This window comes from Comamonas sp. GW821-FHT11H03 (assembly GCF_058807955.1).
This window is the reverse complement of sequence record NZ_JBXARF010000007.1, coordinates 201,417-224,157: the sequence shown is the minus strand read 5'-3', so window position 1 is coordinate 224,157 and position 22,741 is coordinate 201,417. Positions and strand designations below refer to the sequence as shown.

Annotated in this window: 17 protein-coding genes; 10 read left to right on the top strand and 7 right to left on the bottom strand. The window is 62.0% G+C overall.

The genetic code is table 11. From position 1 onward, the window contains the following. Positions 1 to 219 precede the first annotated feature (219 nt). From AC1RTQ_RS16930 to AC1RTQ_RS16915, 4 genes are all read left to right on the top strand, one after another. Positions 220 to 936: an FHA domain-containing protein gene (locus AC1RTQ_RS16930; protein WP_304351653.1), complete on the top strand. Its 717-nt coding sequence runs from the start codon at positions 220 to 222 to the stop codon at positions 934 to 936. A 230-nt stretch (positions 937 to 1,166) separates the two neighbouring features. Then, positions 1,167 to 1,634: a pilin gene (locus tag AC1RTQ_RS16925; protein WP_492877534.1), complete on the top strand. Its 468-nt coding sequence runs from the start codon at positions 1,167 to 1,169 to the stop codon at positions 1,632 to 1,634. 28 nt (positions 1,635 to 1,662) lie between these two features. After that, a complete protein-coding gene (locus tag AC1RTQ_RS16920; RefSeq protein WP_492877405.1) occupies positions 1,663 to 2,886 on the top strand; it encodes a serine hydrolase domain-containing protein in 1,224 nt (407 codons plus the stop codon). Next, positions 2,873 to 4,270, top strand: a complete 1,398-nt coding sequence (locus tag AC1RTQ_RS16915) for a sulfatase-like hydrolase/transferase (protein WP_492877403.1) — start codon at positions 2,873 to 2,875, stop codon at positions 4,268 to 4,270. The genes AC1RTQ_RS16920 and AC1RTQ_RS16915 overlap by 14 nt, the downstream gene beginning before the upstream one ends. 210 nt (positions 4,271 to 4,480) lie before the next feature. On the opposite strand, the gene moaC is transcribed toward AC1RTQ_RS16915, so the two are convergent. Further along, on the bottom strand, positions 4,481 to 4,957 hold the full coding sequence (gene moaC / locus AC1RTQ_RS16910) for a cyclic pyranopterin monophosphate synthase MoaC (protein ID WP_492877401.1): 477 nt from the start codon (positions 4,955 to 4,957) through the stop codon (positions 4,481 to 4,483). 200 nt (positions 4,958 to 5,157) lie between these two features. Here moaC and AC1RTQ_RS16905 point away from each other — a divergent pair, with 200 nt between their 5' ends. After that, positions 5,158 to 6,819, top strand: a complete 1,662-nt coding sequence (locus tag AC1RTQ_RS16905; protein WP_492877399.1) for a M48 family metalloprotease — start codon at positions 5,158 to 5,160, stop codon at positions 6,817 to 6,819. Here the strand turns inward: AC1RTQ_RS16905 and AC1RTQ_RS16900 are convergent. From AC1RTQ_RS16900 to AC1RTQ_RS16890, 3 genes are all read right to left on the bottom strand, one after another. Continuing rightward, complete coding sequence (locus tag AC1RTQ_RS16900; RefSeq protein ID WP_034348032.1) at positions 6,778 to 7,128, bottom strand: phage holin family protein; 351 nt, start codon at positions 7,126 to 7,128, stop codon at positions 6,778 to 6,780. The two genes, AC1RTQ_RS16905 and AC1RTQ_RS16900, sit on opposite strands and share 42 nt — an antisense overlap. A 109-nt stretch (positions 7,129 to 7,237) precedes the next feature. Continuing rightward, complete coding sequence (locus tag AC1RTQ_RS16895; RefSeq protein ID WP_492877396.1) at positions 7,238 to 7,711, bottom strand: hypothetical protein; 474 nt, start codon at positions 7,709 to 7,711, stop codon at positions 7,238 to 7,240. Between the two features lie 133 nt (positions 7,712 to 7,844). Further along, complete coding sequence (locus AC1RTQ_RS16890; protein ID WP_302092613.1) at positions 7,845 to 8,600, bottom strand: TerC family protein; 756 nt, start codon at positions 8,598 to 8,600, stop codon at positions 7,845 to 7,847. A 425-nt stretch (positions 8,601 to 9,025) separates the two neighbouring features. Here AC1RTQ_RS16890 and AC1RTQ_RS16885 point away from each other — a divergent pair, with 425 nt between their 5' ends. After that, positions 9,026 to 9,472 carry a DUF3717 domain-containing protein gene (locus tag AC1RTQ_RS16885; RefSeq protein ID WP_492877394.1) on the top strand — a complete coding sequence of 149 codons (447 nt, stop codon included), beginning with the start codon at positions 9,026 to 9,028 and terminating at the stop codon, positions 9,470 to 9,472. A 123-nt stretch (positions 9,473 to 9,595) separates the two neighbouring features. On the opposite strand, the gene AC1RTQ_RS16880 is transcribed toward AC1RTQ_RS16885, so the two are convergent. Further along, positions 9,596 to 10,156, bottom strand: a complete 561-nt coding sequence (locus tag AC1RTQ_RS16880; RefSeq protein WP_302092611.1) for a YaeQ family protein — start codon at positions 10,154 to 10,156, stop codon at positions 9,596 to 9,598. Between the two features lie 150 nt (positions 10,157 to 10,306). Further along, positions 10,307 to 11,686, bottom strand: a complete 1,380-nt coding sequence (purB, locus tag AC1RTQ_RS16875; protein ID WP_492877392.1) for an adenylosuccinate lyase — start codon at positions 11,684 to 11,686, stop codon at positions 10,307 to 10,309. A gap of 170 nt (positions 11,687 to 11,856) precedes the next feature. Between purB and AC1RTQ_RS16870 the strand changes: the two genes are divergently transcribed. Then, positions 11,857 to 12,474 (top strand): glutathione S-transferase C-terminal domain-containing protein, encoded by a 618-nt coding sequence (locus tag AC1RTQ_RS16870; protein WP_302092609.1) that lies wholly within the window; start codon positions 11,857 to 11,859, stop codon positions 12,472 to 12,474. 341 nt (positions 12,475 to 12,815) lie between these two features. Here the strand turns inward: AC1RTQ_RS16870 and glnE are convergent, their stop codons facing one another. Next, positions 12,816 to 15,608 (bottom strand): bifunctional [glutamate--ammonia ligase]-adenylyl-L-tyrosine phosphorylase/[glutamate--ammonia-ligase] adenylyltransferase, encoded by a 2,793-nt coding sequence (gene glnE, locus AC1RTQ_RS16865; RefSeq protein WP_492877390.1) that lies wholly within the window; start codon positions 15,606 to 15,608, stop codon positions 12,816 to 12,818. Positions 15,609 to 15,739: 131 nt separating this feature from the next. Between glnE and AC1RTQ_RS16860 the strand changes: the two genes are divergently transcribed. The 3 genes from AC1RTQ_RS16860 to AC1RTQ_RS16850 are packed head-to-tail and all read left to right on the top strand — an operon-like array spanning position 15,740 to position 22,736. Next, positions 15,740 to 19,852, top strand: coding sequence for a YhdP family protein (locus tag AC1RTQ_RS16860; protein ID WP_492877388.1), 4,113 nt, complete (start codon positions 15,740 to 15,742; stop codon positions 19,850 to 19,852). Then, entirely contained in the window at positions 19,849 to 20,664 is an 816-nt protein-coding gene (locus AC1RTQ_RS16855) for a carbon-nitrogen hydrolase family protein (protein ID WP_492877386.1), read from the top strand. The genes AC1RTQ_RS16860 and AC1RTQ_RS16855 overlap by 4 nt, the downstream gene beginning before the upstream one ends. Then, positions 20,661 to 22,736: a two-component system sensor histidine kinase NtrB gene (locus AC1RTQ_RS16850; protein WP_492877384.1), complete on the top strand. Its 2,076-nt coding sequence runs from the start codon at positions 20,661 to 20,663 to the stop codon at positions 22,734 to 22,736. The genes AC1RTQ_RS16855 and AC1RTQ_RS16850 overlap by 4 nt, the downstream gene beginning before the upstream one ends. Positions 22,737 to 22,741 lie beyond the last annotated feature (5 nt).

The window sequence follows — 22,741 nt, the reverse complement described above, 5'->3', positions numbered from 1 at the left end:
TGCGGAAGTGCTTCTCAATATGTTGCAGGTGAATGGCAGCCAGGTTGAAAATTTCAATCGGTTATCTGGCTTCATCGAATTAGTGAAATAAGATGCTGCATACGAGCGCGTTTCATCCAGTTACGATTGATGATTGAGCGCTGAATCACACACTCAAGTGGGAGTGGTCCTAGCCAGTGCTGCCAAGCGGGATTTGGCGTTTCCTCAGGAGCTTCGAGCATGCCGACTTTGGTCATCTCAATCGACGGCGCAGTCATCAAGGAAGTACAGCTCACCAAGGAGCGCACGACCGTGGGGCGTCGTCCTTACAACGACATCGTGATCGAGAATCTGGCGGTCAGCGGCGAGCATGCCGTGCTCACCATCTCTGGCAGCAAGGTCAGCATTGAAGACCTGCGCAGCACCAACGGCACCTATGTCAACGGTCGCGCCATCCAGAAGCAGGACCTGCTCAATGGCGACCTGCTGGACATTGGCCGCTACAAAATCCGCTTTCTCGATACCGTGATTGCCGACACGAATACGCCATCTGCCCAGGGCGGCAAAAAGGCGTTGGCGCATATTTCCGAAGAGGCAGACAGCGGCTACGCCAAACTCGCCAGCCCCTCAGGATTTGGTGAAATCTCCAGCTTCAGCTCCACCATCCAGGGCTCGCTCGCCGCGCTGCCGCAGCGCCACGCCTTGATTCGCATGCTCACCGGCAGCCTGGCCGGCAGGGAAATACCTCTCTTCAAGGTCGTCACCACCCTGGGCAAGCCCGGTGTAGCCATCGCCTCCATTACCCAGAAGCCCCATGGCTTTGTGCTCACCCAACTGGAGGGCGCAAGCGAAGACCTCAAGCTCAATGGCCAGGTCGTAGGCCCTCTGTCTGTGCCGCTGCTCAACGGCGACACGGTGGACCTGGCGGGAAGCACCATGCGCTTTGTCGTGGAGTGAGAGGCCGGCTTGACTTGTGCCAAGAGCCTGACAAATTTGTCACTGCTTGCGATCGGATCGCCAAAAATGTTACTGAAACCCGCTTGAATGTTGCCAAACGTGTTGCCTGGCGGATGCCCTGCGCCTGCCAAATTGTTGGCATGCGGCTTGCTTGGTAGCTTGGGTCTCATCCAACTAGGGAGTTTGAAGTGAAGCGTTCCATTCAAAAGGGTTTTACCCTGATCGAACTGATGATCGTTGTGGCGATCATCGGTATTCTGGCTGCCATCGCCATTCCCCAATACCAGACCTATGTGGCCAAGTCCCAAGTCTCGCGAGTGATGTCTGAAGCAGGGTCGCTGCGTACTGCAGCCGAGGCTTGTATTCTGGATGGCAAAACAACTCCTCTTAAGTTGGGAGCGGCTATTGCAACCCCCGCTACAGACTGCGAACTGGGCGTGACTCAGAGCAATCTTCTGGGTGCAGCCACATCCGTTGAAATCTATAAGGGTCTTGATGTGAATCTGGGTGATGCCTCCACTGCTGCAACGATTACAGCCACGTTTGGTACCAGCGCTGCGGCAACCCTGAAGACAAAGAAGCTGACTTGGGAGCGTGCAGCCGCCACAGGAACCTGGGTTTGCTACACCACGGTTGATGCGAAGTATCGCCCCGCTGGCTGCTCTGCTAGCACAGCGACCGCCCCTGCAAAATCCTAATGCTTTATCGCCAGTTTCTTTTTGAAACTTGCTAAAAGAAGCGCCTATTAAAGGCGCTTCTTCTTTTGTAAGCGTTCTGATTCCAATGCTCCGGCGGTCAATCCTTTATTTCTTGTTGATCTGCGCTATCTTCCTACCTTGGATGGCTTGGGAGACGGACCGCAATATGGTGCGGCGCTGGGTTTATCCGATCACAGGCCAGTTGGCAGCGCTGTCCACGCGCTGCGATGCAACTGCTCCGGCTTGGCTAAAGACACTGGCGCAGCAAATCCCCGCACAGCTGGATTCCCCTAGCAACCAGATTGTGTTGGTCGATCAATCGGGCACGCTTTCCGGTTGTGTCAATGGCTGGGAAAGCTATCCCCTGATCAGCAAGCGAGTGACAACCGATACGCGCTTTCGCCTTGCCAGCCTGTCAAAGCTGGTGACTTTTTTTGGCTTAGCCCATGAGCAGGCACTAGGTCAGGCAGACTGGCTGGGTCTGCCTCTGGTCCAGGTGCTGGGGTTGACGCCTCCTTTCCGGGACCAGCGCATCGCCCAGATACAAGTGCGCCACTTGCTCAATCACTCGGCGGGTTTTGACCGTATGCGCGCCAAGGATCCTATGGTCATAGATGATCAAAAGCCCTGGTGCCCCGGACAAGTTGAAAAACTGGCAGACATGCCGCTGCAATTCACTCCAAGTGCGCGTTATGCCTATGCCAATCTGGGCTTTTGCCTAGCCGCTGCGGCCTATGAAAAGCATATGGGCCGCAGTCTGTGGAGTGCGCTGGAGCAGGATATGCATCTATCACGCTACGGGCTGGGTTATATGGATGAGGCGGATTCACCCATTGCCTACAACTTTATGCACAACGAGATGCGTGGGCCGGAGTTTGTCGAACACTTTGACTGGCAGGCACTGCGCGCGCCAATGGGTATGACAGGTAGTGCCCAGGGACTAGCCCGCTTTGTGGCTGACAACCGTGCTTTGTTGGACTATGCGCGCGGTATGCACGATCCAGGTATTCCCTGCAACGAAACCTTGTTCGAGAGCTGCATGGATGGCTTTCTGGAGCGCCGCCGCCTGGGCGACGTCACGGTATGGCAGCAGCGCGGCTATCTCTACGGCATGGCGGCGCTGTTTGTGATGGATAAGGCGGGGAATTTTCTAGTTTGGTTAGGCAGTGGCGAGATAAATCCGCCCACGCTGGCTTCTGATTTCCTGGTACGTACATTGATTGATGGAGTGAGCCAACATGCAGCACGATAAGCAACTGGCGGGCGAGTGGAAAACCGCCAGCGCCGCGCTGGGTTCGCTGCTGCTGCCTATGTTGCCGGGCTTGGCGGCAGCACTGGCGCTCCAAATCTACCGACCTTGGTTCTGGGCTGAGTTTCTACTGCTGGCTCTGATTGCGCGCGGCAGGCCGCTGTTGTTTGCGGCAGGCTTGGCGCTGCTATGGCTGGCGGATTTTCTTTTTGCTTTTGCGCAGGTCAATCTTTCGTCGGACTATGGTGATGTGCTGGAGCTATTGGGCTTTTTGCCTTATGCCAATACAGGCTGGGTTGGGGCTTGCATCGCAGGCTTGGTGGCGCTGGCGGCCTGGGGCTGGCTGTGCGTGCGGGTTCACCATGTCGGGTCGCCGGGGCGGTCCATGTTGGTGTGGGCGCTGGCGATTATGGGTGTTGCGGTAGCCGTGCCCAGGCTCGACGGCTTCAATCACGAGGAGGACAAGCTCTACGGTATTCGCCAAGCAAAGCTGGCCGGGTCGTGGCTGATGGATAGCCGGTTTATGCAGCAAGCGATGGCTTTTTACGAAGAAGGCTATGAGCCCGACGTGGGAAAGTTCAGGCCTGTCGCACCGAAACAATCTGCCATTAGCCAACTAAATGACTCTGCCCATGATGCAGCAATGCCTGACAAGCTATTGCTGGTGGTGGTCGAGTCTTGGGGCTTAGTACACAACAAGGCGGAGAACCAGTTTTGGCGCGAATTGTGGCATACGCCAGGACTGCATCAGGTGGATGCGGGAAGCATCAATTTTCTGGGGGCAACTCTGCAGGCGGAATTCCGGGAACTGTGCGGGCTGTTACCGCAGACACTGCGCATTGATGAGGTGCCGCAAGGCGGTAACTGCTTGCCAAGCCGCTTGCGTGAGCAAGGCTGGCAGACTCAGGCTTTCCACGGTGCTTCGCCTCGTATGTACAGGCGCAGCGACTGGTATCCGCAGGTGGGCTTTGAGCATATGTATTTCCTGCCCGAGTTGATGACAGGTGGCAAGTTATGTGCCAATGTGCCTGGTACATGCGACTACAGTATTGCTGACCGCGTGGTACAGACATTGAACGAACCAGGGCGACAGTTCAGCTACTGGATGACGCTTAATTCACATACGCCCTACAAGCTAGCCGATCTGAGTTCTCCCGATGTGCCAGGGCGCGTATGCCCAGTGTTGCACTTGGAGGGCACACGCTGCGCGCATGCTGCGCTGCTGTATGACTTCATGCAATCGTTGAAGGACGCGTTGCTGCGTCACCCCGTGAAGGGCCTGCGTATCGTGCTCGTTGGTGATCACGCGGCCAAGTTCTTTGATGCAGATTCGCGCGATGCATTCGTTGAAGATCAAGTGCCCTATTTGATAATTGAGGTTGATTGATCAGGTTAAATGGTCTTCACTTTTACGGCAACGCGCTCAAATGCTTCTAACGGTGCAAGAGAGTTTTTCCATATAGCCCAAAAGGCTGACAGTGAAGAGGTGTGGGTAGTAGGTGGCTCTGGTGTTCGAGACCTTCTTCGGGCCTTCTATTCTGGCTAGTCTCCTCTAAGCTACCCAGCTACCCAGCTACCCAGCTACCCAGCTACCCAGCTACCCAGCTACCCAGCTACCCGACTTCCCTCCGTGCTTCTCCAGCACCCTCACTCCCTCCATCACCATCCCCTTGTCCACCGCCTTGCACATATCGTAGATAGTCAGCAAGCCGACCTGCACGGCAGTCAGGGCTTCCATTTCCACGCCGGTCTGGCCCGTCAGCTCGACGGTGGCGGTGCAGAGAATGGAGCTGGATTCGGGCTCCAGCTCGAACTCCACGGCGACGCGTGTCAGGGCCAGGGGGTGGCAAAGCGGGATCAGGTCGCTGGTCTTTTTGGCGGCCATGATGGCAGCGATGCGGGCCACGCCCAGCACGTCGCCTTTTTTGGCCGTGCCGGCCTGCACAATGGCCAGGGTCTCGGGCTTCATGGTGATGCGGCCTTCGGCGACGGCGATGCGGTGGGTGCTGGGCTTGGCACCGACGTCCACCATATGGGCCTGGCCCTGGGCGTCGAAGTGGGTAAGAGAGGACATGGCGGTTCTTTCCGGCAGCAGACGGGTTCGGCTCTGCAGCGCAATCAAGGTTGAGTGGGTGGTGGAGGGCGGCTATACCTGGGCATCACAGGCGGGCATCTCGCCGCATCCATCAATCAAGGCATCATAGTGGGGTGTTGAATGGTCGGCATATGGAAGATCCGTATGTCGGCAATGCTGTGATTGCCATGCCATTTTTGATGCCAAAACTGCGTACTGTTCATATTCTAAAAGCGCTGACAGCTTCTGTTTTGATAGCTATTCAGGCCATATCACCATTGGCTTGCTCTGCGCAGGCGGCGGGCTTGCCGACCCTGGGCGACGGTGCATCGTCGCTGACCACGGGTGAGGAGCGGCGCCTGGGCGATTCCATCGTCCGCGAGCTTTACCGCGACCCGGACTATCTGGACGACCCGGTGCTGCAGGAGTATGTGGAAGGTATCTGGCTGCATCTGCAGGATGCGGCGCGCAAGAATGGCGAGCTGTCGCCCGAGCTGGAGGAGCGCTTTGCCTGGACGCTGCTCCTGGGCAAGGATCGCCAGGTCAACGCGTTTGCGCTGCCCGGCGGCTATATGGGCGTCTATCTGGGCCTGATCGGCGTGGTCAGCAGCGGCGATGAGCTGGCCTCGGTCATTGCCCATGAAACCAGCCACATCACCCAGCGCCATATTGCCCGCATGATGGCGCAGCAAGGCAAGCAGACGCCGCTGATGCTGGCGTCCATGCTGCTGGGCGCCCTGGCGGCCACGCGCAGCCCCGATGCGGCCATGGCCATCATGATGGGCGGGCCGGCGGCCGTGATGCAGAACCAGCTGAATTTCTCGCGCGCCATGGAGAGCGAGGCGGACCGCATGGGTTACAGCCTGATGTCTCCCGCCGGTTTTGCCCCCCAGGGCTTCGTGAGCATGTTCGGCAAGCTGCAGCAGGCCAGCCGGCTCAATGACAACGGCAGCTGGCCCTATCTGCGCAGCCACCCCTTGACCACCCAGCGTATCGCGGACATGGATTCACGCATTCCGCCCGGCAAGCGCGCGGCCGACCCCGTGCCCACGCTGGAACATGTGATGATGTCGGCCCGTGCGCGCGTGATCTCCAACCCCGGTGTCGAGGTGCGTCGTCAATGGGCCAGGCTGCCGCGTTCCGGCAGTTTCTCCAGCCTGAGCCCGTCCGAGCAGGTCGCTCAGCTCTATGCAGCCACTCTCAGCGCCATGTATCTGCGCGACTGGCCACTGGCGCGCGAGATGGTGCAGCGGCTGCTGGCGGCGACGGCGGGTAATGGGCCAGCGAATATTCAGGCCAGATGGCTGAATGCCGAGCTGGAGTACAAGGCCGACAATCCACAGACGGCCCTGGCTGCCTTGCCCTTGCAGTCGGTGATGGCTCCCCAGGCAGCCCCCAAGGTGACGGCCAGCGGCAATCTGGCCGGGCCGCGCGAGGCCGGGCCGCGTGAGGCCGGGCCCAGCCTGGCCACGATTGTTGTGGTGGAGCGGGTTGCGCCGCGCAGGCCCGAGCTGTTGCTCAAGACGGAAATCCTGCTCAGGCTCAATCAGGCAGGCCCCATGGCCAGCCCCTTGCAGACCTGGGTGACGGACCATCCACGCGATGGCTCGGCCTGGCAGACGCTGGCGCGCGTATGGCGCAGCCAGGGTCAGGAAATGCGTGCCCTGCGGGCCGAAGCCGAGGCCCAGGTGGCGCACTATGACTACGCCGCAGCGGTGGACCGCTTCAAGGCGGCGCAGGATCTGGCCCGCAAGGCCGGTGCCGGTGCCGATTACTTCGAGGCTTCCATCATCGACACGCGCCTGCGTGCTGTCGAAGAGTTACTCCGGGAACAGCTGCGCGACAAGGCGATCAATAAGTAGGCCCAGCACCGAGTAGATCAGCGCACCCAGCATGGCGGCCCAGAAGCCGGTGACATGGAAGCCGCCAAGGATGCCGGAGGCCATCCAGAACATCAGGCCGTTGACCACCAGCAGGAACAGACCCACGGTGATGATGGTCACGGGCAGCGTCAGTATCACCAGGATGGGGCGAATGATGGTGTTGAGCAGGCCGATGACCAGGGCCGCAATCATGGCCGAACCGAAGCTCTGTACCTGAACGCCGCTGTAGACATAGGCGACTGCGAGAAGAGCCGCCGCGCAAAGAAGCCATTTGACGAGGATTTTCATGCTGGCCAGCATAGCAGCAGGCGGTGTCTGCGGTCATCGCGGCACATCATAAAAAAAGCCTTGCGAGGCTTTGGCCGCGCAAGGCTTTTTCAGAGAGTGTCTGATGCTCTTAAATCGAGAGCGAGTCCTCGATCACAAAGCCCATCATGGCGGCAATCGCCGCCATGGTGCCGGGCAGATTCCAGCGGCCGCCGGTGGCGCCTGTCTTGGCGTTGGCCTTGACGGGGGCGGCTTGCACGACCTCCTGCTTGGGGCGGCGGGCATCGATGATCTGCGCTGCGCCATGTTCCTGCTGCAGCTCGGCGACCAGCTCGGTCAGCGGGCCCTTGGCCAGCACGGCGGTGACCTTGCCTCCTGTCGTCGCCATCACGGGCATCAGCGCCGCAAACAGCTTGTCTGCCCATTTGCCGCGCCAGTTCTCGCGAGCGCGATGGCTGACCCATTTGCTCACACGGTGGGTCATGCGCGGAGCACAGGCCACCAGCAACCAGTGGGAGGAAGCCGCCTGGCTCGATCCCGCCAGTGCCTCGAGCATAGGCTGGGCGTATGTGGCGTCATCCACGTAAACAATGATGGGGTTCAAAGTGCGTCCTAACGGGAACGAAGGTTGAAAAATGCGGCACATCTGTAGGAATGTGCCGACTTGTTTCTATTGTGAGTCGTGAAGGCTGCGGTCAGTTCCCGCATTCCTTCACGAATTGCCGAGTTTTCCAGACTTAGTGGGCTGCAACCGCAGGGCGGCGGCTGGCAATGAACTTGCCAAGGGCCAGAACCAGCAATGCGCCGCCGATATGGGCTGCCCAGTACAGGGTCTTGGAGATCTCGGCCAGACCTTGTGCATCGGTCGTGCCCAGCTTGGGCATCCACAGCCACTTATCGGTGTTCACGAACACGGGGTCGGTCACGAACATGCCGCCCGCAATCCAGCCCAGCAGCATGCCGCCGGCCACGATGATCATGGGGAAGCGCTCCATCAGCTTGATGACCAGCTGCGAGCCCCAGACGATGATGGGCACGGAAATCAGCAGACCCAGCACGATCAGCAGCATCTGGTGGTCGCCCGAGCTCTGGGCGGCGCCGGCGATGGCGATCACGTTGTCCACGGACATCACCAGGTCGGCCACGATGATGGTCTTGATGGCGGCAAACAGCTTGTCGCTGCCTTGGATGTTGTCGTGACCTTCGTCATCGGGAGCAATCAGCTTGATACCGATCCAGATCAGCAGGACGGCACCCACGACCTTCAGGAATGGCAGCTGCAGCAGCACCATGGCAAAGGCGATCAGGATGATTCGCAGGATGATGGCGCCGGCAGTACCGTAGATGATGCCTTTGCGACGCTGTTCGGGAGGCAGCTTGCGGCAGGCCAGTGCGATCACGACCGCGTTGTCGCCGCCGAGCAGGATGTCGATGATGATGATTTGGCCCAGCGCAATCCAGAAGGGCGTGTGGGTCAGAAAGTCCAGATCCATGTGATTTTTCCTCGTTGTGGAATGCCGCCGGTGCAGTCTGCATAGGTTTAGCACTTGACGCCAGCGGGTGAAGACCAAGGTGACGTAAGTCGAAGCGCAAACCCGCGCGAGGAATCGTGCAGGGGCAGACACTTTGATTGACCGTCATCGGCCTATCAAAGGTCTTGCTCGATTGCAGCTTGGCTGCAAACCGTATGGCCGGAAGCTTGCGCTTCGTATTGACGACCATCCGCTCATGACGCAAAGCATGCGCCCGATAAGCTACTCCCCTTCGAAGCTGCGCATTTCAACACAGCAGGCATGGGATTTCAAGTTTCAAACCCCATCTAGTTCACAGGTTTTATATTGAGTAAACGTCTTGCAGCGCCTTTGAACAAAGCATAGGCAGCTACCAAAAACGAAGCAACCTTGCGGAAACAGGTCTCATGGCCGCAGCTTATGATCCCTGCTCCATGACTGCTATCCACATCACCGACATCGAAGCTGCCATCAATTACTGGCGAGGCCGTGCTCCATCGCCCGACGGCGTGCTGCTGGCACCCGAGCTCAAGGCTCTGGCCGAGGTGTATGCGCTGATGATTTATGCCTGCGAGTCGGAGGTGGCGGTGGAGGGCTTCCCGTCACATGCCATGGCTGCCTGGCTGGCCTGGTTCGACACCATGCCCGATACGCCTTGCATTGCCATCTGCTCGACCAGTCAGGGCGACGAGAAATGCAAGGGCTGCGGCCGCAGTTTCGACGAGGTGCAGCACTGGACGGCCATGGAGCCTGCCGAGAAGCGGGCCGTATGGCGCCGCATCACGGTCGAGGGCGATTCCTGGCGCTTCACCCGCTATGCGGAGCGTGCCGTGGAGCGTAAACGCACCCCCTGAGCCGCTGCGCCCAGGCGGCCCCGCGCCTTTCCACTGTCTCGCTTCGCGGGATGGGGACGATGCCATCGCTGCGGGGCGGCCCTTGCTCGGCACCCCGCGCCAATGCCCGGTCAGGGCTGTGCCTTATTTCCAGCGCGTGGGCTCGACAAACACGGTGCCCAGATTGCTGGACAGTGTGAGCTGGCCTTCCTGAATCGTGGCCTGCAGCTGCATGCTGCGCTCGGCCATCGAACCCAGTTGCTGGGCCACTTCCGAGTCGATGTAATGCACTTCCAGCTTGCTTTGGCGCGCCAGCTTGCCTTCCAGACCCTTCCACCAGACATGGGAGGCGTGGTTGAAGGGGTAGACCAGCATATGGTCCGACTTGTTGCAGGCTTTGGTGATGGGCTTTTCGTCGGGCTGGCCGACTTCGATCCACAGACGCTTCTGGCCGGTGTAATCGGTGATGTGCACGTCCGGATCGTCGGGGTCGGACAAACCAATGCCAAAGCCCAGCGTGCCATCACCATTGCACAGGTCTTGCAGCTTCCAGGCGTTCAGCGCCAGGGCCACCAGGCGCACCATCATGCGGTCATCGGTTTCGCTGGGGTGGCGCGCCAGTGTCAGATTGTGGTCGGCGTAGTAGTTGTGGTCGATGTCGGCAATCGACAGATTGGCTTTGAAGATGGTGGACTTGATGGCCATGGCGGTGCTGCCCGCAGGCAGTCCTTTTGAAAACTATCAAAAACAAGAGCTGCCAGCGCCAATCAACATTGGCTTTGGCAGCTCTTTGATGCTGAAAAGCTTGAGTATCAAGCGCTAGCAGCTATCCTTTTTGTGGATCAGGCTTGCGGATCAAACGCGCTTGGCCAGCTCGGCAGCCTTGCCGATGTAGGAGGCGGGCGTCATGGCCAGTAGACGGTCCTTGTCGGCCTGGGGAATTTCCAGGCTGTGGATCAGCTTGTGCAGGTCTTCGGCCAGCACGGTCTTGCCGCGCGTGACTTCCTTGAGCTTTTCGTAAGCGCCTTGCACGCCATAGCGGCGCATCACGGTCTGGATGGGCTCGGCCAGCACTTCCCAGGCGTGGTTCAGGTCGTCCTGCAGGCGCTCTTCGTTGAGCTCGAGCTTGTTCAGGCCGGTCATCAGCGAGGCGTAGGCCAGCGTGGTGTAGCCGAAGGCCACGCCGATGTTGCGCAGCACGGTGGAGTCGGTCAGGTCACGCTGCCAGCGGCTGATGGGCAGCTTCTCGGCCAGGTGCTTGAGCATGGCGTTGGCCATGCCCAGATTGCCTTCGCAGTTCTCGAAGTCGATGGGGTTGACCTTGTGGGGCATGGTGGACGAGCCGATCTCGCCGGCCTTCAGGCGCTGCTTGAAGAAGCCCAGGGAGACATAGCCCCAGATGTCGCGCGACAGGTCGATCAGGATGGTGTTGGTGCGAGCCATGGCATCGAACAGCTCGGCCATGTAGTCATGGGGCTCGATCTGGATGGAGTAGGGCTGGAAGCTGATGCCCAGACCCTTGGGTTCGGCGGATTCCACCACGCTCTGGCTGAAGGCTTCCCAGTCGAACTCGGGCCAGGCCGACAGGTGGGCGTTGTAGTTGCCCACGGCGCCGTTCATCTTGCCCAGGATCTTCACGCCGGCGATGTTGGCAGCGGCCTTTTGCAGGCGCACGACCACATTGGCCAGTTCCTTGCCCACGGTGGTGGGGGAGGCGGTCTGGCCGTGCGTGCGGCTGAGCATGGGCACTTCGGCGTAGAGGTGGGCCATCTCGCGCAGCTTGGCGATGATGCCGTCGATGGCAGGCATCAGCACGGTGTCGCGGCCGACGCGGATCTGCAGGGCGTGGCTGGTGTTGTTGATGTCTTCGCTGGTGCAGGCAAAGTGCACGAACTCGGCCGCCTTTTGCAGCTCGGCGCGACCGTCGAACTTGGACTTGATCCAGTACTCCACGGCCTTCACGTCGTGGTTGGTGGTCTTTTCGATGGCCTTGATGGCGTCTGCATCGGCTTCGGAGAAGTTGGCCACCAGTGCGTGCAGATAGTCACGCGATTCGGCCGACAGCGCGGGGAATTCGGCAAAGCCGGCATCCGACAGGGCGATGAACCAGGTCACCTCGACCTGAACACGGCGGTGCATATAGCCGTATTCGCTCATGATGGGGCGCAGTGCGGACAGCTTGGCGGCGTAGCGGCCGTCCAAGGGAGAGATGGCGGTGAGGGAGGACAGGTTCATGGTGGCGCAATTGTAGGTGCGCGGCATCAGTCGCACGCAGCGCTGGGTTGCTCGGCGGCTGTGGCTGGCATGCCTACAAGCCCTGTGCAGCAGCAGCCGGGCCGCCATGGCAGCGCATAGAATCGTTGCACCGGCCCGTCGCCGGTGACTCGTGTCATGGAACCGCTGCTATGAAACTAATAGGCTCCACCACCAGCCCCTTTGTGCGCAAAGTCCGCGTCGTGCTGGCCGAAAAGAAGCTGGACTATCAATTCGTCGAAGAGAACCCCTGGGAGCAAGCGCTTTCACCCGGTACGGGCAATCCTCTGGGCAAGGTGCCGCGCCTGGTCATGGACGGCACTGAGGCCATGTTCGACTCGCGCGTCATCGTCGAATATCTGGACACGCTTTCGCCGGTCGGCAAGCTGATTCCGGGCACGGGCCGCGAGCGCGCCGAGGTCAAGACCTGGGAGGCCCTGGCTGACGGCATGCTGGACGCTGCGGTTCTGGTGCGGCTGGAGGCCACCTGGCCCGGGCGCAGCGCAGAGCAGCGCAGCCAGGCCTGGATGGATCGCCAGATGGGCAAGGTCCGGGCCGCGCTCAAGGTCATGTCGCAGGGATTGGGCGAGAAGCCGTTTTGCTGTGGTGGCACGCATCTGACGCTGGCCGATATCAGCGTCTGCTGTGCCCTGGCCTGGCTGGATTTCCGCTTTCCCGAGATGGACTGGCGCGCCGAACACCCGAATCTGGCCGCCTTGCTGGCCAAGCTGGCGGCGCGCCCCAGCTTTTTGAACACAGTGCCCCACTGAGTGGCAGCATGTCGTCAAAGAAAAGGCCACTCGGAAGTGGCCTTTTTTGAGGGCATAAAAAAGCTGCGAAGCATCCCGAAACGAATTAAGAGAGGGAGGGAGGAGAAGCGCTCCGGGGATTGTTCAATGGGCGTACCCAAGGGCTTCGCAACTGGAAATTGGTGAATGCAGACCTGTCAGTTCATTGCACTTGACTATCAGATAAGACACTGTTGCAGAAGTTCCAGCCCCCGTGGGTTTCATTTTTGTAACAGTTTGGCAATGCCTGTAGGCAAATCTTGATGGATGCTGCCAGCGCCTCGAAAAGCAGGTGCTCACCAATCTCCAGGCCCTTGGAGCCGTTAGCTGCTTTGCGTTGAGGCGACAGGCCCGAACACCGCAGCCCAGAGCTTGAGTACCGCTTCACGCTGGACTTGGGCCTGCTCTGGCTCCAGCTGTCCGGAGCGCTCATCCAGTCTTGCCACGTGTTGCAGGCGACGCAGCTCGCGGTAGGCCTTGGCTGCTTCATAGCCCACTGCCTTGGGCAGCAGGCCCGCGTCTTCGGCGCGCTGCAGCAAGGCGATATTGCCCACGTTGGCAATCAGCTCGCGGTGTGCACCGGATTCGGCCAGCACCAGGTACTGCACGGCAAATTCCACATCCACCATGCCGCCGGGGCTGTGCTTGACGTCAAACAGGCCGCCGCGTACCGGATGGGCGCCGCGCACCCGCTCACGCATGGTTTCAATCTCGTTGCGCAGCGCCGCGGCATCGCGCGGCGCAGTGATGACGGATTCGCGCACCGCATCAAAGCGCTGATGCAGGTGCAGATCGGTCGCAGGCTCGCCTGCCGGCGAGGGAAAGTCGCGGCTGCCCAGGACAAAGCGGGCACGCGTCATGGCCTGGTGTTCCCAGGTCCAGGCGGTGTTGCTGCCGCGCTGCTGCTGGTAGTTGGCATAGGACTCGAAGCTGGTCACCAGCAGACCCGAGTTGCCGTTGGGGCGCAGCGCGGTGTCGATCTCGAACAGATCGCCTTCACCGGTCTTGACGGTCAGCCAGTTGATGAGCTTGCGCACATAGGCCGCGTAGACCTCGGGCGCGCGGTCATCGTCGTCATCGAAGACGAAGACGATGTCCAGATCGCTGCCGTAGCCAAGTTCCTTGCCGCCCAGCTTGCCGTAGCCCACGATGCCGAAGCGCGGCGTATCGCGATGGCGGCTCTTGAGCCGGCTCCAGCACCATTGGGCCGTGATGCGCAGCACGCTGTCGGCCAGCGCGCTGAGGTCGTCGGCCACCTGCTCCACGGTAATGCGGCCTTCGATATCGCGCGCCAGCGTGCGAAAGACTTCGGCATGGTGGGCGCGGCGCAGCAGATTGAGCAGGGTTTCGTCGTCGTCCTCTCCCGTCGATTGCAGGGCGGCCAGACGCATGGCCAGCTCGTGCTCGAAGTCTGCTGCGACAAAGCGCTCCTTGAGGATGGCATCGCTGGCCAGCTCATCGATCACTCCGGGGTGTTGCTGCAGGTAACGTGCCGGCCAGCGTGCCGCTCCTAAAAGATGTAGCAATCTCTCGTGAACTGCCGGGCGTTCCAGCAGCAGCGCGAGATAGCTTTCGCGGCGCAGCAGGGGCTCCAGCCATTGCAGAAAGCGTTTGGCGGCTTCTTCGCCGGACTGGCCGCTTTCCACCCATTGCGCGGTGCGCTCCACCAGCCTGAACAAGCGCGCACGGGCCTCGTCGCGCAGGCCGTTGATGCGGGTGTTGCTGCGCCAGTCGGCGACCTGGCCGGCCAGTGAGGGCGGCAGGGTCTCGATGAGGTCTTCGATGTCTCTGGGCGTGGGCGGACCACCTGCCGCTGCCTTGGCGGCATTGCAGTGGCCGTTGCTGCATTGCTGGGAGTCACCGCCGAGCAAGGTGTCGAACTCCTGCGCCACCAGTTCGCGGTGCTCGTCGAGCTGGTGCAGAAAGCCACAGGCATCGTCATAGCCCAGGGTGCGCGCAATCCACAGCAGATCATCGTCGCGTGTGGGCAGCACATGGGTCTGCTGATCGTCCAGATACTGGATGCGGTGCTCCACCTGGCGCAAGAAGATGTAGGCGCGGCTCAGCGCATCGGCAATCTCGGCGCTCATCAGATTGGCCTGCACCAGGCGCTGCAGGGCTTCCAGCGTGGGTCGGCGGCGCAGCTCGGGGAACTGGCCGCCGCGCACCACCTGCAGCAGCTGCACGATGAATTCGATCTCGCGGATGCCGCCGCGCGAGAGCTTGACGTCGTTGGCGCGCTCGGGATGGCCCGCACTGCGCTTGGAGGCGTGGTCGCGGATCTGACGGTGCAGGCTGCGTAGCGAGTCGAACACCGCATAGTCCAGGTAGCGGCGGAACACAAAGGGCAGCACCACGCCGCGCAGGGCCTGGACGTTGGGGGTCTGGATATCGGCCAGCGGCGCCACGATGCGGCTCTTGAGCCAGGCAAAGCGCTCCCACTCCCGGCCGTGAATCTGCAGATACTCCTCCAGCGAGGACAGCGAGACGGCGGGGGCGCCGGAATTGCCGTTGGGCCGCAGGGCCAGATCGACGCGAAAGACAAAGCCGTGTTCGGTGGTGTCGCCGATCAGGCTGAAGATGCCTTTGACGGCACGGCCGAAGTACTCGTGGTTGGAAATCACGCCGCGCCCGTCGGCCTGGCCCCGGGTGTCGCCGTCATGTTCGTAGACGTAGATCAGGTCGATGTCGCTGGAGACATTGAGCTCGCGGGCGCCGAGCTTGCCCATGCCGATGACCCAGAACTGGACTTCCTGACCTGCCGGCCCCTGAGGCGCGCCGTGCCGGACATCGAGTTCGGCACGCACCTGGGTGCAGGCACGATCCAGGGCCAGCTCGGCCAGCTCGGTGACGGCCTTGGTCACCACGGCGAGAGGTGCCTGCTGTTCGCAGTCCAGAACGATGATGCGCTCCATCACCAGCTGGCGCAGCACGCGCAGCGCCGCGGAGAGGTCCAGGCCGCGCGACTGCAGCGTGCCCAGGGCCTGCTCCATCAGGGAGTGGTCGGGGGCTCCCGGCGGCAAGACGTCAAACCAGTTCTCGTAACGGCGGTGAAGGCGCTGCACAAAGCGCGAGTACTGGGCCGGGGAAGGAACGTTGAGGGCGTTTTCTGCCATTGCTTGCTCTGGGGACTGCATGCGGACCGTAAAAAATGGTGTCAGGCAGGCAGGTAATCAGCTCGGCAACGTGTGGTTACCGAAACGCGCACGGGGCGCCGGTCATAATTCCTGCCATTGCTAGGCCACCGATGATCGAACCGAAACCACTCCCAACTCGCCAAATTCATCGGCTGGCCAGCTTGGCACGGTGGTCTTTGGGACTGGTCCTTAGCCTGTGGCTGCTGCTGGCCACCGTGTGGGGGGTGCTCCATTTCTGGATTGTGCCGCGAATCGAGCAGTGGCGCCCTGAGCTGGAATCCCTGGCCTCACGCAGCCTGGGTATACCGGTTTCCATAGGCCGGCTGCATGCGTACCGATCGGGTCTGGTGCCGACTTTCGAGCTGGGCGATGTGGTCCTGCATGACCCTGCGAACAAGAGTGAGGCCTTGCTGCTGCCCAAGGTGGTGGTGGCGGTCTCCGCCCATTCGCTGATGACCCTGGGCGTGGAGCAGATATACCTTGAAGGGCCGGATCTGACGGTCCGCCGCGATGCCGACGGCCAGATCTTTGTCGCCGGCATTGCCGTGTCATCCGATCCGGGGCATGGGGGCGACTCCGACTGGATCTTCTCCCAGCCCGAAATCGCCATCCGCAGCGGCAAGCTGCAGTGGGTGGACGAGCTGCGCCATGCCGCGCCCTTGCAACTGCAGGATGTGGATCTGGTGCTGCGCAACAAGCGCTGGCATCACTCCCTGCGGCTGGATGCCACGCCGCCAGAGGGCTGGGGCCAGCGCTTTACGGTCATGGGCAACTTCAAGGAGCCTTTGCTGTCGGTGCATGAAGGGCGTCTGGAGCGCTGGAGCGGACAGGCCTATCTGGACTTCACGCATATCGACCTGTCCCATCTGGGCCAGTATCTGGGTCCGCAGGACTGGAAGCTGCAGCAGGGCAAGGGCTCGGTCAGGGCCTGGCTGGATGTGGAACGCGGCCAGCCCGTAGGCGGGGTGGCCGATGTCGCCGTGCAGGCGTTGCAACTTCAATGGCGGGACAGACCTGAGCCCCTGGCCCTGCAGGCCTTGCGGGGGCGCCTGCGGGCCAAGAATCAAAACGGTTACCAGTTTTCCGTCCAGGGATTGCAGTTCACGGCCGATGACGGCCTGAGCTGGCCCAGAGGCGATTTCAGCCTGCGCTATGTGCCCACCGGCGCTTCCGAGCAGGGCAGCCAGGGCGAGCATGGCGACGTTCAGGCCGATGGCATCGACCTGGCCATTGCGGCGCAGATGCTGCAGCGTCTGCCCCTGCCGCAGGCCGTGCAGACCCAGCTCAAGGCGCTTGCGCCGGCAGGACAGCTGAGTGATCTCAAGTTGTCATGGCGCGGACCTCTGCAGCAGCTGGCGCAGTACAAGGCTTCGGGGCGGTTCGAGCAGCTGGGATTGCGCTCCCAGGCTTCGCAGGAGGGCCCCCACAGCATAGGCATTCCAGGCGTGCGGGGCTTGAGCGGCAAGTTCAGCCTGGACCAGGACAGCGGCGAGGCCACGCTGACCAAGGCGCCGGCCGCCAATCAGGCCATGCTGAGCTTTCCCGGCGTGTTTGAAGACCCCGATATCCCGTTCGATCAGCTCGACAGCCTGGTGCGCTGGCAGTTGCTGGACAAGGGCCGGACCATCAAGGTGCAGGTGCCCCGGCTGCGTTTCGCCAATGAGGACACGGCTGGCCAGGCCCAGGCCAGCTGGCAGTCCGGTGCAGGGACCAAGGAGCAGCCGCGCTTTCCGGGGCTGCTGGATCTGCAAGGGCAGCTCAGCCGCGCCAAGGGGGAGCGCATTTATCGCTATCTGCCCCAGGATCTGGGCAGCGATGCGCTGCGCTATGTGCGCGAGGCCATCACCACGGGTCAGGCCAGCGCGGTGAACTTCCGCGTCAAGGGCGAGCTCGAGCATGTGCCGTTTGAAAAACCGGGCAAGGGCGAATTCCACATCAGTGCCCAGATGCATGATGTGAACTACCAGTTCGTGCCTGGCTATCTGCTCGGGCCCGGCGAAAAGCCCTGGCCGCCGCTGACCAGGCTGTCGGGCGAGCTGGTGTTCGAGCGCAACTCCATGCAGGTGCGCAAGGCCAAGGGCTTTCTGGGGCATACCGCCATCGTGGTCGATGAAGCGCAGGCCGGAGTGGCCGACTGGAACCTGACCGAGGTGGAGGTCAACGCCAAGGCTCATGGAGCCCTGGGCGATATGCTGAATCTGGTTCAAGGCTCTGCCCTGTCTGCGCTGACCGCCCACGCGCTGGATAGCAGCAAGGCCACGGGCAATGCCAAGCTCAGCCTCAGGCTGCATCTGCCCACCATGCATATGGAGCGCAGCAAGGTTCAGGGTGAAGTGGCGCTGGCGGGCAATACGCTGCAGCTGATGCCCGAGGTGCCCGCGCTCAGCCAGTTGCGCGGCAATGTGCAGTTTTCGGAGACCGGCTTTCAGCTCTCGGGTGTGCAAGCCAAAGCGCTGGGCGGTGATGTGCGCATCGAGGGCGGCATGAAGCCCGCCGCCGATGCCGCCACGGCTGCGGTGCAAGTGCGTGTGGACGGTATTGCCACCGCCCAGGGCCTGCGAGATGCCAGGGAGATGAGCGATTTGGCGGCTCTGGGCAAGCATCTGCAAGGCCAGGCCCGTTATGGCTTGCAGATCAAGGTGTTGCACAGCGTGCCGGAAATCAGTCTGCAGTCCGACCTGCAAGGCATGGCGGTCATGTTGCCAGCTCCTTTGGGCAAGGCGGCCGACAGCTCCCTGGCCTTGCGTGTCAACCGCACAGTGCCAGCCGTGGCCAAGCCGCTGACTGATCAGTTCAGCGTGCAATGGGGCAATCAGGCCGCAGCCTTGCTGGAGCGCGATATCAGCGGGGCGCAGGCCCGCATCACACGCGGCAGCCTGGAGCTGGTGGAGGCGGGCAAGGCGGAAGCCGCTTTGCCGCCTGCGGGCCTGCAGGCCAGGGTGCAGCTGCCGGTGCTTGATCTGGATGCCTGGAGTCGTTTGTGGCCCGATGGCGCAGGGGGCGCTGCCGATGGTCCTGGTGCCGAGGAAGAGAGCTGGCGCCAGTTTGTGCCGCAGCAGTTGGCGCTCAAGGCGCGGGAGGTCAAGCTCCATGGCCGTTCGCTGCACGATGTATCCCTGCAGCTCAGCCATGCCAACAAGGTCTGGACCAACCAGATCCAGTCACGCGAGCTGGCGGGGCGTGTGGAGTATCGCGAGTCATCTGCGCAGGAGCCGGGCGGCCTGGTCATCGCCAAGCTCTCGCGTCTGAGCATTCCCGACGGCCCGGACGAAGGGCTGGATGCTGCTGCGGAACAGAGCGGCAATGTGCGCGAGTTACCGGCCTTGCAGGTCAGCGTGGACGACTTCCAGCTGGGCAAGCGTTCGCTGGGCAAGCTGGATGTGGTGGCGCGCAATCAAGGCCTGTCCGCCGGCGCGGGGCAGCGCGAATGGCAACTGTCGCGCTTCAATATCAGCACTCCCGAGGCGACGTTGACGGCCCAGGGCTCCTGGGGGCTGCGCTCCAGTGACAAAAAGCACCCGGGTCAGACCCAGCTGCAGTTCCAGCTCAATCTGCGCGATGTGGGCAAGCTGCTCAATCGCTTTGACATGCCTGGCGTGGTTGCCAATGGACAGGGTCAGCTGCAGGGTGAAATCAGCTGGACAGGAGCGCCCGTGACGCCGGAGTTCAAGACCATGTCCGGCGCAGTGCATCTGGAGGTGCAAAAAGGCCAGTTCCTCAAGGCCGATCCGGGACTGGCCAAGCTGCTGGGCGTGCTCAGCCTGCAGTCCTTGCCCAGGCGGCTGACGCTGGACTTCCGCGACGTGTTCCGCAACGGCTTCTCGTTCGACTTCATGCGGGGCGATGTCAGCATAGAGCGCGGCATAGCCAAGACGAATAACATGCAGATGAAGGGCGTGAACGCGGCCGTGCTGATGGAGGGCCTTGCCGATATCGACAAGGAAACCCAGGACCTGCATGTGGTGGTGGTGCCGGAGATCAACGCCCTGTCCGCCTCCCTGGTTGCGACGGCCATCAACCCCGTGGTGGGGCTGAGCAGCTTTCTGGCCCAGATGATTTTGCGTGGCCCGCTGATTGCGGCCACGACCAAGGAGTTCCATATCCACGGCAGCTGGGAAGACCCGCAGGTGACCGAGCTGCCCAGGCGCAGCGTGCCCAAGGCCGGTGCCGACGGTGTCGACAAGCAGCCCGCTGCCGCTGCAGGCTCACAGGAGAAGCCATGAAGATTGCCGCTCTACAAATGGTCTCGGGTCAGGATGTCGCCGCCAATCTGGCGCAGGCGCGCAGCCTGATGCAGCAGGCCGCCGCCCTGGGCGCGGAGCTGGTGGTGCTGCCCGAGTATTTCTGTGCCATGGGTGCCAGGGACACCGACAAGCTGGCCTACCGGGAGGTTTTTGGCCAGGGGCCGATCCAGGACTTCATGGCCGCTGCCGCCAGGCAGCTGGGACTGTGGGTGGTGGCCGGCACGCTGCCGCTGCAGGCCGCTGATGACAGCCACGTGCTCAACACCAGTCTGGTCTATTCACCTGACGGCGAATGCGTGGCCCGCTACGACAAGATCCACCTGTTTCAGTTCGACAACGGGCGCGAGAGCTATACCGAGGCCGCCGTGGTGCAGGCGGGCAGCCAGCCCGTGGTCTGCGACATACAGGCCAGAAATGGCGTGAGCTGGCGCCTGGGCCTGAGCGTCTGTTATGACCTTCGCTTTCCCGAGCTGTACCGCGCGCTCAGCGCACAGGGGGCCGATCTGCTACTGGTGCCAAGTGCCTTCACCTACACCACGGGCCAGGCGCACTGGGAGGTGTTGCTGCGGGCGCGGGCGATAGAGAACCTGGCTTATGTGCTGGCACCGGGCCAGGGCGGCGTGCATGAAAACGGTCGTCGCACCTGGGGCCACAGTCTGCTGATCGATCCCTGGGGCGAGGTGCAGGGCCTGCAGGCCAGCGGCGCCGGCGTGGTGGCGGGAGAGCTCAATCGCGACCGCTTGCTGCAAGTGCGCCAGCAATTGCCGGCCTTGAGCCATCGTGTGCTGTGACTGATCCGCTAAATACCACTCTTGACGAGCTGCCCGAGGACCATCCTGCGCATTGGCCCTGGCGGCGCTGGCGCATGGCCTGGAAGCGCTGGTCGCTATGGACCTTGCTGGTGGCACTGGTGGTCAGCATGCTGGTCACCATGGTCTGGCTGGCCGGGCGCTATGAAGCATCGCAGGTGCAGGAAAAGCTGGAGCGCGATACCGCCAATGCCGTTGGCGATATCCGTGCAGCGCTGGGGCGCAATCTGCAGGACCTGCTGGCGCTGAGCGCCTACAGCGGCAAGCACTCGAGCTGGCGTGAGCAAGCGACCGAGCTGCTGCAGCAGCGCCGTGACCTGATGCGCATCGAGTGGCGGGGCGAAAACATGCGCCTCATCGAGCATGCAGAGACGCCTTATCGCACCCTGCTGGTCGAAGACGAAAGCCATTTGCCCGAGCTGCATTCGGGCGAGGCACTGACCTGTACCCAGGCCAGACGCGTCAACGGGCCATCGTATTCGCCCAGCCGCTTCCAGCTGCTGGGCGAGGGCCTGGGCACGGAGACCATGCAGGTCTGCATGCCGCTGACGGAGAACGGCCATGTGGTGGGCTATGTGCTGGGCACCTACAGCCTGCAAGGCATTCTCATGGCCCAGGTGGGCAAGTCCCTGCCGCGCACCCAGGAGGTTTCGTTCACCGAGCCGGACGGCACGCGTCTGGCCATGGTGGGCGCGGCCTGGCGCGGCTCGCGCATGTTCACGGCCCAGCAACTGCTGGATTTGCCCGGCAACACCCTGGTGCTGCGCATGGACAGCTGGCATCACGCGCCCAGCGTCTTTCCGAATGTGATGACGGCGCTGGTGACAGGCATGTCGATCGCGCTGGTGACCGTGGTGGTGGTGCTGGTGCGCGACAACCGTCGCCGCCTGCGGGCGGAGCGAGATCTGGGCGATGCGCTGGCCTTTCGCAAGGCCATGGAGGACTCCCTGGTCACGGGCATGCGTGCACGTGACCTCCAGGGCCGCATCACCTATGTGAACCCGGCCTTTTGCAATATGGTGGGCTTCAGTGCGCAGGAGCTGCTGGGCCTCAATGTGGCGCCTTACTGGCCGCCCGAGCTGGCCCAGGAATATGTGAGCCGGCGCGATCAGCGCCTTGCCGGCTTGCTGCCCACACCGCGCCAGGGCCACGAGAGCGTATTCATGCGCAAGGACGGCTCGCGCTTTCCGGTGCTGATTTTCGAGGCACCGCTGATCACCGCCCAGGGCCAGCACACGGGCTGGATGAGCGCCTTCATCGACATCAGCGAGCAGCGCCGCATGGAGGAGATGTCGCGTGCCTCCCAGGAGCGCCTGCAGGCCACGGCACGCCTGGCGACCGTGGGCGAGATGGCCTCCATGCTCAGCCATGAGCTGACACAGCCGCTGGCCGCCATTTCCAGCTATGCCACGGGCTCGCTGAATCTGCTCGAGCATGAGCCTAGCGACCCTCATGCCCCGCATATCAAGGACTTGCGCATGGCTCTGGAGCGCATCAGCTTTCAGGCCGATCGCGCGGGCAAGGTCATCAAGAGCGTGCGCGATTTCGTGCGCCGGCGAGACAAGTCCAGAGAGGTGGTGCCGCCCGTAGAGCTGATCGATGCCGTCATGCCTCTGGTCTATCTGCAGGCGCACAAGCTCAATGCAAATGTGCAGCTGGAGCTGGAGCCCGATCTGCCGGGGGTGCTGTGTGATGTCACCATGGTCGAGCAGGTTCTGCTCAATCTGGCGCGCAACGGCATGCAGGCCATGGACCTGCCCGAGCTCAAGGAGAGGGTGTTGACCATGGCTGTCAGGCGCAGTTCTGACGGTAATAACGCGCGTTGGGTAGAATTTTCCATCATGGACTGCGGCGCCGGCATTTCTTCGGAAGTCGCCGAGCAGCTGTTCACCCCCTTCTTCACCACGCGCACCGAAGGCATGGGCCTGGGCCTGAGCCTGTGCCGCACGGTGGTGGAGCAACATGGTGGTCGCCTTGATTACCGCCCGCACCTCCCGCAGGGCACGGAGTTTGTCTTCACGCTTCCGGCCCACAGGGAACCCAGAAAGAACTAGGCTTC

Bases quoted from the DNA above. Each gene is read 5' to 3' on its own strand.
- AC1RTQ_RS16870 (WP_302092609.1), top strand. From the start codon at position 11,857: ATGAAACTAATAGGCTCCACCACCAGCCCCTTTGTGCGCAAAGTCCGC.
- AC1RTQ_RS16915 (WP_492877403.1), top strand. From the start codon at position 2,873: ATGCAGCACGATAAGCAACTGGCGGGCGAGTGGAAAACCGCCAGCGCC.
- AC1RTQ_RS16905 (WP_492877399.1), top strand. From the start codon at position 5,158: ATGCCAAAACTGCGTACTGTTCATATTCTAAAAGCGCTGACAGCTTCT.
- purB (WP_492877392.1), bottom strand. From the start codon at position 11,686: ATGAACCTGTCCTCCCTCACCGCCATCTCTCCCTTGGACGGCCGCTAC.
- AC1RTQ_RS16925 (WP_492877534.1), top strand. From the start codon at position 1,167: ATGATCGTTGTGGCGATCATCGGTATTCTGGCTGCCATCGCCATTCCC.
- AC1RTQ_RS16885 (WP_492877394.1), top strand. From the start codon at position 9,026: ATGGCCGCAGCTTATGATCCCTGCTCCATGACTGCTATCCACATCACC.
- AC1RTQ_RS16890 (WP_302092613.1), bottom strand. From the start codon at position 8,600: ATGGATCTGGACTTTCTGACCCACACGCCCTTCTGGATTGCGCTGGGC.
- AC1RTQ_RS16930 (WP_304351653.1), top strand. From the start codon at position 220: ATGCCGACTTTGGTCATCTCAATCGACGGCGCAGTCATCAAGGAAGTA.
- AC1RTQ_RS16855 (WP_492877386.1), top strand. From the start codon at position 19,849: ATGAAGATTGCCGCTCTACAAATGGTCTCGGGTCAGGATGTCGCCGCC.
- moaC (WP_492877401.1), bottom strand. From the start codon at position 4,957: ATGTCCTCTCTTACCCACTTCGACGCCCAGGGCCAGGCCCATATGGTG.
- AC1RTQ_RS16900 (WP_034348032.1), bottom strand. From the start codon at position 7,128: ATGAAAATCCTCGTCAAATGGCTTCTTTGCGCGGCGGCTCTTCTCGCA.
- glnE (WP_492877390.1), bottom strand. From the start codon at position 15,608: ATGGCAGAAAACGCCCTCAACGTTCCTTCCCCGGCCCAGTACTCGCGC.
- AC1RTQ_RS16860 (WP_492877388.1), top strand. From the start codon at position 15,740: ATGATCGAACCGAAACCACTCCCAACTCGCCAAATTCATCGGCTGGCC.
- AC1RTQ_RS16880 (WP_302092611.1), bottom strand. From the start codon at position 10,156: ATGGCCATCAAGTCCACCATCTTCAAAGCCAATCTGTCGATTGCCGAC.